The sequence below is a fragment of the Marinoscillum sp. genome, from assembly GCF_040222955.1.
GTDB lineage: Bacteria > Bacteroidota > Bacteroidia > Cytophagales > Cyclobacteriaceae > Marinoscillum.
In genome coordinates this window covers 187,776-197,207 of the sequence record NZ_JAVKCA010000010.1, presented here as the reverse complement: position 1 = coordinate 197,207, position 9,432 = coordinate 187,776, and the positions used below count along the sequence as shown (strand labels likewise).

8 protein-coding genes and 2 rRNA genes are annotated in these 9,432 nt (G+C 44.6%); 4 read left to right on the top strand and 6 right to left on the bottom strand.

Annotation, left to right across the window (positions count from 1 at the left end; all coding sequences use genetic code 11):
* Both RIH33_RS09950 and rrf read left to right on the top strand, forming a co-directional pair.
* Positions 1-406, top strand: a 23S ribosomal RNA gene (locus RIH33_RS09950); the annotation flags it as partial.
* A 204-nt stretch (positions 407-610) separates the two neighbouring features.
* Positions 611-722: ribosomal RNA gene (rrf, locus tag RIH33_RS09945) — 5S ribosomal RNA — on the top strand.
* A 481-nt stretch (positions 723-1,203) separates the two neighbouring features.
* On the opposite strand, the gene floA is transcribed toward rrf, so the two are convergent.
* Genes floA through proS form a run of 3 tightly spaced genes read right to left on the bottom strand, consistent with a single transcriptional unit; the run spans position 1,204 to position 4,182 of the window.
* Positions 1,204-2,229, bottom strand: a complete 1,026-nt coding sequence (gene floA, locus RIH33_RS09940; protein ID WP_159582247.1) for a flotillin-like protein FloA — start codon at positions 2,227-2,229, stop codon at positions 1,204-1,206.
* A 6-nt stretch (positions 2,230-2,235) separates the two neighbouring features.
* Positions 2,236-2,703 (bottom strand): NfeD family protein, encoded by a 468-nt coding sequence (locus tag RIH33_RS09935; protein ID WP_406650194.1) that lies wholly within the window; start codon positions 2,701-2,703, stop codon positions 2,236-2,238.
* A gap of 3 nt (positions 2,704-2,706) precedes the next feature.
* A complete protein-coding gene (gene proS / locus RIH33_RS09930) occupies positions 2,707-4,182 on the bottom strand; it encodes a proline--tRNA ligase (RefSeq protein ID WP_406650193.1) in 1,476 nt (491 codons plus the stop codon).
* A 126-nt stretch (positions 4,183-4,308) separates the two neighbouring features.
* Between proS and RIH33_RS09925 the strand changes: the two genes are divergently transcribed.
* Entirely contained in the window at positions 4,309-5,667 is a 1,359-nt protein-coding gene (locus RIH33_RS09925; protein WP_406650191.1) for a hypothetical protein, read from the top strand.
* A gap of 26 nt (positions 5,668-5,693) precedes the next feature.
* On the top strand, positions 5,694-7,292 hold the full coding sequence (locus tag RIH33_RS09920; protein WP_406650190.1) for an OmpP1/FadL family transporter: 1,599 nt from the start codon (positions 5,694-5,696) through the stop codon (positions 7,290-7,292).
* Here the strand turns inward: RIH33_RS09920 and RIH33_RS09915 are convergent.
* Genes RIH33_RS09915 through RIH33_RS09905 form a run of 3 tightly spaced genes read right to left on the bottom strand, consistent with a single transcriptional unit; the run spans position 7,289 to position 9,416 of the window.
* Positions 7,289-7,783 (bottom strand): shikimate kinase, encoded by a 495-nt coding sequence (locus RIH33_RS09915; protein ID WP_406650188.1) that lies wholly within the window; start codon positions 7,781-7,783, stop codon positions 7,289-7,291. The genes RIH33_RS09920 and RIH33_RS09915 overlap by 4 nt on opposite strands.
* On the bottom strand, positions 7,783-8,871 hold the full coding sequence (locus RIH33_RS09910; RefSeq protein ID WP_406650187.1) for a BT_3928 family protein: 1,089 nt from the start codon (positions 8,869-8,871) through the stop codon (positions 7,783-7,785). Before RIH33_RS09910 ends, RIH33_RS09915 begins: the two co-directional genes overlap by 1 nt.
* On the bottom strand, positions 8,868-9,416 hold the full coding sequence (locus RIH33_RS09905) for a DUF1599 domain-containing protein (protein WP_406650185.1): 549 nt from the start codon (positions 9,414-9,416) through the stop codon (positions 8,868-8,870). The genes RIH33_RS09910 and RIH33_RS09905 overlap by 4 nt, the downstream gene beginning before the upstream one ends.
* Positions 9,417-9,432: the final 16 nt, after the last annotated feature.

Genomic DNA, 9,432 nt, shown 5'->3' with positions numbered 1-9,432 from the left:
GACGGGGAGGTTTGGCACCTCGATGTCGGCTCGTCACATCCTGGGGCTGGAGAAGGTCCCAAGGGTTGGGCTGTTCGCCCATTAAAGTGGCACGCGAGCTGGGTTCAGAACGTCGTGAGACAGTTCGGTCCCTATCTGTTGCGAGCGTAAGAAACTTGAGTAGATCTGACTTTAGTACGAGAGGACCGAGTTGGACTAACCGCTGGTGTACCAGTTGTCTCGCCAGGGGCATTGCTGGGTAGCTATGTTGGGAAGGGATAAGCGCTGAAAGCATCTAAGCGCGAAACCCACTACAAGATGAGGTTTCTTTAAAGGGACGTTATAGATGATGACGTTGATAGGCTGCAGGTATATAGGTAGTAATATCAGAGCTGAGCAGTACTAATTACCCGTAAGCTTTCTAGTGCGAGCGATAAACTTGCTTTAATTTTTTTTATTGAGAATGAATCTTTCACATATAATGTCAACTCTTAACTCTGATGTAAATCGGATGAAGAGTATAAAGAATAAATGCTGCGAAAAGAAGCAGTGAAGATTTTATGGTGATTATCCGCCTTCACAAAGTGTTACGGCGGACAGGGTGCTCAAGGGCATCCGACACCAAAGATTTTATGGTGATTATTGCGGTGGGGTCCACCTCTTTCCATTCCGAACAGAGAAGTTAAGCCCACCAGCGCTGATGGTACTGCCGTAACAGGTGGGAGAGTAAGTCGTTGCCAGTCTTTTATTAACCCTTATCATTTAATTGGTAAGGGTTTTTTATGCCTAAACCATACTAAGATCACGCAACCAGATAATATTGGATCAATCCGTATTTCTGGGGTAAGTCCATAAGAATGTGATTGGCAAAATGTAATTTTATGGATTTGCTGAGGGAATTTAAAACTTCAGGCACAAATATTGGTCAATCTGAACAGGAAGAATTTTGCGTTTCTTAGCCCATGAAATTGACCCCTAAACGCTTTGCTCTTAGCATTGAAAGATTCCGCTGATGTATGCACCAGCCGTGCCCCTCTTTTGTCAAAGTTGTCCAGTATGGGACTGATAGTGACTTTGGATATTTCTGGAGATAGCATTATAAGACTTGGAACCTAGCTCTTCTACTCGGTTGTACTACAGTATGAGTTCGGTAATAATGGGAGTGTAAACATAAAAAAAGCCACTTCGTACGAAATGGCTTTGATTTCAATAGAGAGATGTGTGTTACTCTCCTTTTTTCTTGGTGCTAGACCCACTTTTTTTGGTCCCAGATCCTGCAATTGATTCTCGCATATCAGTATCAGCCTGAATATTCTGGAATTTGTAATAGTCCATTACTCCCAGGTTTCCACTTCTAAAAGCTTCAGCGATGGCCTTTGGTATTTCAGCCTCAGCCAGAATCACCTTGGCTCTGGCTTCCTGTGCTTTGGCTACCATTTCCTGTTCTTCAGCAACAGCCATTGCTCTTCTTTCTTCAGCTTTCGCTTCGGCCACCTTGAGGTCAGCAGATGCCTGATCGGTTTGTAATTTGGCTCCAATGTTGGCACCCACATCTACGTCTGCAATGTCAATGGATAATATCTCGAATGCGGTACCTGCATCAAGTCCTCTTGCCAGAACCAGTTTTGATATCTTGTCAGGATTTTCCAATACTTCTTTATGACTGGCCGCAGAACCCACCGATGTTACAATACCCTCTCCCACTCTGGCCAGGATAGTGTCTTCACCGGCACCACCAACCAATTGTTGAATGTTGGCTCGAATAGTCACTCTAGCTTTGGCAACCAATTGGATACCGTCTGCAGCTACTGCCGCTACAGAGGGAGTGTTGATTACTTTAGGGTTTACAGAGATTTGAACCGCTTCAAATACATCTCTTCCTGCCAAATCAATCGCTGTGGCCTGCTTGAATGTAAGATTAATATTGGCTTTGTCTGCGGAAATTAACGCTCTTATTACCTGTGGTACATTTCCACCAGCGAGGTAATGCGTTTCCAAGTCCTGAGTTTTTAGTTTTCTTTTTAGGCCAGATTCATCTTCGGTAATCGTTAAACCTGCTTTAGTGGCTGTGATCAGGGCATTTACTACCGCTGATGGCGGTACTTTTCTAATTCTCATGAAGACCAGCTCTAACAGACCAACTCTGACTCCAGAGAAAATAGCCGTAATCCAGAGATTGATGGGTACGAAATATAGAAAAACAAAGAAGGCGATAATGCCCGCGAATAGAATAATTACTGTGGTGATCATATGATACTAGTTAATAGGTTCTACAATTATTTTGTTAGGTTCGATGCGAATGATCTTTACCGGTTGGTTTTCATTGATGAATCCTCCGTTTGATCTAACTTCCAGTTCTTTTTCATTGAACAATGCTTTGCCGCTGGGTTTCAAGGAGGAGATGGTTTGACCCTGCTCCCCCACCGAAAGGGTAACTTTAAAGTCATCATTAAATCTCCCTGTATTTTCATCTTTTAATGAAAAACGCTCCCATGCCCGAGCCTTGAACGCATATATGATGACGACCAACATAAATGCGCTGGAGGCTATCAGTACAATAGTGCCCGTGCTGCTCCCAAAATAGTCGTACCCCAGATATACCCCAAACCCAGCACAAATGAAACCTGCTATCCCTACGATGGTAGTTCCGGGTATAAATATCACCTCAATGATCAAAAGACCAATGCCAAATACTATTAATCCAATGACGGTGATCCACTCCATGGTTTAGTACGCTTTTGCGAAAAGAACTTTTCCTTTGGAAGGTTTTCCGCTGTAAATGCAGGTACCTTCTTCCTGGTTTGAATTTAGTGGAATACAGCGAATTGTGGCTTTGGTTTCTTCTTTTATTTTCTCTTCTGTTTCCGAAGTTCCGTCCCAATGAGCGTAAACGAAACCACCTTTTTTCTCAATTAACTCTTTGAACTCTTCATAGGAATCTGCCTGATGCGTATTTGCTTCTTTGAATGTGGCAGCTTTCTGGTAGATATTTTTTTGAATCTGATCCAGGAGGGTTATAATGTGATCGACCGTTTGGTCTTGTGCGACAAACTGCTTTTCCTTGGTATCTCTTCTGGCAATCTCTACCGTTCCTTTTTCCAGATCTTTTGGGCCAATGGCAATACGAACGGGTACGCCTTTCAGCTCGTATTCAGCAAATTTCCATCCGGGCTTATGTGTGTCTCTCTTGTCGTACTGTACCGAAATGTTTTTGGCTCTTAGTTCTTTGGCGAATTTCTCAGCAACTTCTGATATTTTCTCTAATTCTTCATCCTTTCTATAGATAGGAACGATCACTACCTGAATGGGCGCCAGGTTTGGAGGGAGAACAAGACCTTCATCATCTGAATGCGCCATGATGAGCGCTCCCATGAGTCGGGTGGATACACCCCAGGAAGTTCCCCATACATATTCTTCTTTACCTTCTTTGTTGGCAAACTTTACATCAAAAGCTTTCGCAAAATTTTGACCTAAGAAGTGTGACGTGCCTGCTTGCAGTGCCTTGCCATCTTGCATCATTGCTTCTATGCAGTAAGTCTCCACTGCTCCGGCAAAGCGTTCATTTTCAGTTTTGATTCCTTTGGTAACGGGCAGCGCCATGAAATTTTCTGCAAATTCCGCGTATACATTCAACATTTGCACTGTTTCTTCTTCAGCCTCTTGTCTGGTGGCATGGGCGGTATGTCCTTCTTGCCATAAAAATTCGGCTGTTCTGAGGAAAAGTCTTGTTCGCATCTCCCACCTCACGACATTTGCCCACTGGTTTATCAACAATGGAAGGTCCCGATATGACTGAATCCAGTTTTTGTACGAATCCCAAATTACCGTTTCCGAAGTGGGCCTCACGATCAGTTCTTCCTCCAGCTTAGCATCCGGGTCAACCATCACGCCACCATTCACTTCGTCATTTTTCAGGCGATAATGAGTCACCACGGCACACTCTTTGGCAAAGCCTTCTACATGTGAAGCCTCCTTACTAAAGAAGGATTTGGGGATAAAAAGTGGGAAGTAAGCATTGGAGTGGCCAGTCTCTTTAAACATTTTATCAAGCGTCTGCTGCATTTTTTCCCAGATAGCAAAACCATATGGTTTTATGACCATACAGCCCCTAACAGGGGAATTTTCAGCTAATCCGGCCTTCTTAACCAGCTCATTGTACCACAGAGAATAGTCTTCGGATCTGCTAGGTATTGCTTTACTCATGCTAGATTTAGTGTTTTGGTATAGTAATTGCTTATTTTTCTTCTGAAATCTGGGTCACAAATATAGGTGGACAAAGCGGAAACTCAGACCCGGGTTTGATTGTAATAGTAATAAAACGTAGGAATTATGGAAGCTTTTAAACAACTCTCTCGAATATCAGGCCTTTTGGTGGTGATGATGGTGTCTAGCGGGGCTTTGGCCCAGGAGTATGACGACTTGTACTTTACGTCAAAAGACAGAAAACAAGTGAAGGAGGAGCCGAAGGTGGAGAATAAAAGCGCAAGCACCTATCAGTCCTACACGAACAACACCTACACGGATAATTATTCGGCGCATGAGGTGAACCCGGAATACATTGCGAGGTATCAGGCGAGTAATGACTATAGCACTGACAGTGATTATGTGGATCAGGTGGACGATAACGCTACCTATAGTGAGCCTTCCTATTCCAATATTTCTTACTATCCCGAATCCTATGTAGATGATCAGCCTGGCACTACAGTGATTAATAATTATTACAGCAACAGTGCTGGCTATGGTAATGGTTGGAATAACAGGGGGTGGAACTCTGCAGCTAACCTGTGGTACGACCCATGGTTTGGATGGAATACCGGTTTCAATGTTTCGTTTGGATATGGCCTTGGTTGGGGAGGATACTACAGCCCCTGGTATAATTCATGGGGGTATCCGGGCTATGCAGGAGGATTCTATGACCCGTGGTATGGATGGTCAAGCCCATACTATGGCGGTTGGGGATGGAGCAGATGGAATCGATATAATTATGCTTACACCTCAGGATTTTATCACGGGCTTTATCATGGGGGATATTACTCAGACAATGGATATGTAGCCCCACGAGGAAGAGATGTAGTGGTGGGCAGCAGGTACTCGAGAGGTGGAACTGTGTCCAGTGGAACACGAACCAACAGTAGGGTGAATGCGCCCGCCTCAGCCGGTGGACGGGCTGATGTGTCAACTGCAGATCGCAGGGACTACAGCAGAACCCAAAATGAATATTTCTCCAGATCACGAGCTGGAGTGTCAGGTACCAATGTCTCTAATTCTTCTACTACTTCCAGTAGGAGTAGAGTGACTACCGCTCCGAACGGAGGTGGCCGTAGTAACCAGCCGACATATAGTTCACGAAGTGGAAACAGCAATTCTGGTGGGACACTGAGAAGTTCAGGATCAACTTCCGGTACCAGGAGGTACAATAGCGCTGCGGCCAGCAGCTCAAGCAACAACTCCAATTATAGCCGATCGAGATCTGGCAGTAGTTCATCGTCATCCTATTCTTCTTCTGGCTCCTCCAGAAGCAGAAGTTCTAGTAGCTATACTCCCAGCAGGAGTAGCAGCTCATCTAGTAGGTCTTCTTTTTCGGGCTCCAGTAGCGGATCATCTCGATCTAGCAGTGGGGGGAGTAGCAGTGGACGTTCGTCGGGAGGTGGCTCCAGTTCTTCTCGTTCGCGGGGTGGTGGCAGATAATACAGACAGTCAAAAAAGCTAAATCTATGAATCAGTTCAAATATATCGTGTTTGCCGGAATAGCTATATCCACATGGTCAGCCAATGCGCAGGTGGCAGACGGGTCTCTGGGTTATTATCAGGATGCCCGAATCTTTAGTCAGATCAGTCCCGCATATGGAAGTACAGCCAGAATGCAGGGGCTTGGCGGCGCTCAAATTTCATTAGGAGCAGATATGAGTTCGGCTGGTTCTAATCCGGCGGGCCTGGGTTTTTTCAATAGGAGTGTACTTTCTTTCACTCCCAGTATGACTTTCAATAATTCGGATGCCAGCTACTTTGGGAATACCATTTCTACCTACAAGAACAATTTCAATTTTGCGAATTTGGGCATGGTATTTAACTCCAATAAGGGTGACTATACCAATGAAAAATTCAAAGGGGGGTCATTTGCCATCACTTTTAGCCGGAGTAATAACTTCAATAGCGAAGTTTTTTATCAGGGCAGAAATACTTCCAATTCCATTGTGGACAGTTTCGTGGAGGGGGCAAACAATGATCTTTCTGACGCCTATATTGATTATGCGTTTGGTCAGTTTCTCATAGAAAATGCGGATGGTTACCTCTATCAGCAGGGCAGTGATGGCCGAACATATATTTATCCGGATGGAGACTTTGATGGGTACACCTCTCTGGTGGGAGCGAATAGCTATGACGGGTATATGCCTCGCCAGATAGAGCGGATCACCACTAAGGGTGGCCAGAGTGCGCTGAATTTTGCGTGGGGTGGCAACTACGATGATCGGGTTTATTTTGGAGCCGGATTGTCCTTTGAGTCCGTGCGATACAGCAGAACAAGAACCTATACGGAAGATTCTTTTCAGGATGCCGATGGAAATCTGGACGAGTTGCTCTATGAAATTCAAATTCAGGATGAGTTAACCATAGACGGTAGTGGTGTGGGATTCAATGGTGGGCTTATTGTGCGTCCGGTGGATTTTGTTACCCTGGGTCTCAGTTACAAATCTCCTACCTACTACAGCCTGAATGATGAGAGTGGTTTTGCCTTTGCTACCGATTGGAATAAAAATTACTCCTACTATAATGGTACAAATGATGAAGGTGATTCGGTATTTTATGACTTGGGCTCCTATAAAGAAACGAGCGATCTTACCATGAGTCAGTATAACCTGAAGACACCAGGGAGACTCTCTCTGGGAGCCACCTTCTTTCTTGGAAAAGTAGGTTTCATTTCGGGAGATGTTGAGTTTGTGGACTACACCAGGAGCCAGTTGAAGTCTAATGACTTCTCTGTAGTGGCAGATAACCAGACCATTAAGAATTTATATACTAACACGATGAACTTTCGCATCGGGTCAGAATTCAGGTATGAAGATTTCAGGTTCAGAGCGGGTTATGCCTTTTTCGGAGATGCCTTCGCTAATAATGATTCTTTTGATGGCAGGAGCCAAAATGTTTCTTTTGGCTTAGGCTACAGGTCAAGGGATTATTTTATCGATTTGGCGGTGGTCAACCGAAAATCTTTCGATGCCTACTCGCCTTATCAGATTAGCACCGGTGCGCCCATTGCCGATATAGAGCAGCGCACCAATACAGTCTCAGCTACAATAGGTTTTAATTTTTAAAGTGCCTTAATAGCACCGAGCAGAAGATCTACATCTCTATGATCAATGGAGATGTGGGCGCTCCGGTACACGGGGAGTCGGGCTTTCAGGAGTTCGTTTACCCTATTCTCAACATCGCCTTGCATCAACGGCCTATGGTCTTTTCTGGCAATTCGCTCTATCAGCAGATCTCTGTCGGCTTCCAGAAAAACGGTGATCCCATGACCTTTCATGTATTCCATCCCCTTATGAAAACAGGGAGTTCCACCACCAGTGGAGATGATTGCTCCCGGATATTTTTCCGAAAGTGAGATTAACATTTTGCTTTCGATTTTTCTGAAATACTCCTCTCCTTCCTCACTGAAAATAGCGGAAATCTCCCTGCCTTCCTGCAGTTCGATTTCATGATCCAGGTCTACAAAAGGGAACTCAACCGTGCTGGCCAGCTGCTTTCCGAAATAAGATTTGCCTGAGCCGGGCATACCTACGAGATAGATTCTACCTAGCTTCATTATGGCAGGAGTCCATTGATTTCAGAAACATCCGGGGTGTCGTTGTGATGCCATTTGCCGATTACCGTGCCATTGGAAAGGAGCATGATGCCAGGGTTTGACCGGATCATGGTTTTCAGTACGGTTGCGTCTGCGTAGAAATAGGGGGCTGCCAGCTGCACATCATGTCTGAAGGCCTCAAATTCTTCATAACCCGATGCGGTTAGTACCCAAACATCAGCATTTTTGGTTTGGGAGGCCAGTGACTTAATGTCTTCGATGTTGGATTGAGAGGCTTTTGTGGCATCATAAATAATGATCAGTAGTTTGTTTCCCCGCAACAATTCTTCGGTGAATTCACCATCATCGTTCCATACACTCAAGTCCGTGATTTTAGGTTGGGCTTCCGGGTTGATGAGCTCCATCGCTTTAAAAGTGTAGGCTTTGTCCGTTGGGTACGCATCGAGAATTTCTTCCTTGCCATCCTTCTCCATGACATACTGATACCGCAACTCCTCGGAGGGCTCCATCAGCGATGGAAGGTGATTGCCGATCGCATAGGCACGAAAATCCAGGAAAGGAAGATGTGCAATGGCATAATAGGCCAAAAGTGTGAAAACAATGGCTGACCCAACTACTTTGAAGAAACCAAATTTTTCAGAAAACCAGCTACCGTACTGATGTCTGTTTTTGAAAATCGCTATGATCAGAACCAACAGGATGAGGTCTTTATAAAATGATTGCCAGGGAGTGAGCTTAATGGCATCACCAAAGCATCCGCAATCAGTCACTTTATTGAAATAGGCAGAGTAAAAGGTAAGAAAGGTGAAAAAGATGATCATCAGCAAAAGCGCCCAGCTGGTTCTGGGCATTTTAAAGCCAATAATCAAAGCAATGCCAAGCACTACCTCAAGTACACTAAGCAGGACTGCCAAAAAAAGAGCAGCAGGTACAAACCACTCGAAAAATGGCGCGAAATCATAGGCGAAGACTTCAAAATACTCTTGAAGTTTGATGGCTGTCCCGATGGGATCATTGACTTTAATAACACCGGAAAAAATGAATAATGCACCCACCAGGTACCTGGCGATATCGAATAAAACTTTCATGCCTTTTCTTCTTTGAGTTTAATCATACAAAATACTGAGTAGTTGATCATATCCTGGTAATTGGCATCAATGCCTTCCGAGATAATTGTTTTACCCGCATTGTCCTCTATTTGTTTCACGCGGAGCAGCTTCATCAGGATGATGTCAGTCATCGAGCTTACCCTCATATCTCTCCAGGCTTCACCATAGTCGTGGTTTTTGTTGGTGAGCAGTTGTAGCGTGGCATTGGCCGCCTGATCATACTTCGGCTCCAATACCTCATAGCCGATTTCCATTGGGTCGTTCGTGGAAAGCTCCATTTGTATCAAAGCGATGATGCAATAATTAATAATACCAATGAATTCTGATTCAATATCCTCGCCCACTTTCTGAGATCCCTTTTCCTGAATGGAGCGGATGCGCTGAGCCTTTATAAAAATCTGGTCCGTGATCGATGGAAGCCTGAGAATCCTCCAGGCGGTACCGTAATCTTTGGTCTTTTTCGCAAAAATTTCTTTGCAGGATGCGATAATTTCGTGGTATTGATGGATCGTACGGTCTTTCAATTTCTGAAATAAGTTA

Bases quoted from the DNA above. Each gene is read 5' to 3' on its own strand.
- floA (WP_159582247.1), bottom strand. From the start codon at position 2,229: ATGATCACCACAGTAATTATTCTATTCGCGGGCATTATCGCCTTCTTT.
- RIH33_RS09910 (WP_406650187.1), bottom strand. From the start codon at position 8,871: ATGAAAGTTTTATTCGATATCGCCAGGTACCTGGTGGGTGCATTATTC.
- RIH33_RS09920 (WP_406650190.1), top strand. From the start codon at position 5,694: ATGAATCAGTTCAAATATATCGTGTTTGCCGGAATAGCTATATCCACA.
- RIH33_RS09915 (WP_406650188.1), bottom strand. From the start codon at position 7,783: ATGAAGCTAGGTAGAATCTATCTCGTAGGTATGCCCGGCTCAGGCAAA.
- proS (WP_406650193.1), bottom strand. From the start codon at position 4,182: ATGAGTAAAGCAATACCTAGCAGATCCGAAGACTATTCTCTGTGGTAC.
- RIH33_RS09935 (WP_406650194.1), bottom strand. From the start codon at position 2,703: ATGGAGTGGATCACCGTCATTGGATTAATAGTATTTGGCATTGGTCTT.
- RIH33_RS09925 (WP_406650191.1), top strand. From the start codon at position 4,309: ATGGAAGCTTTTAAACAACTCTCTCGAATATCAGGCCTTTTGGTGGTG.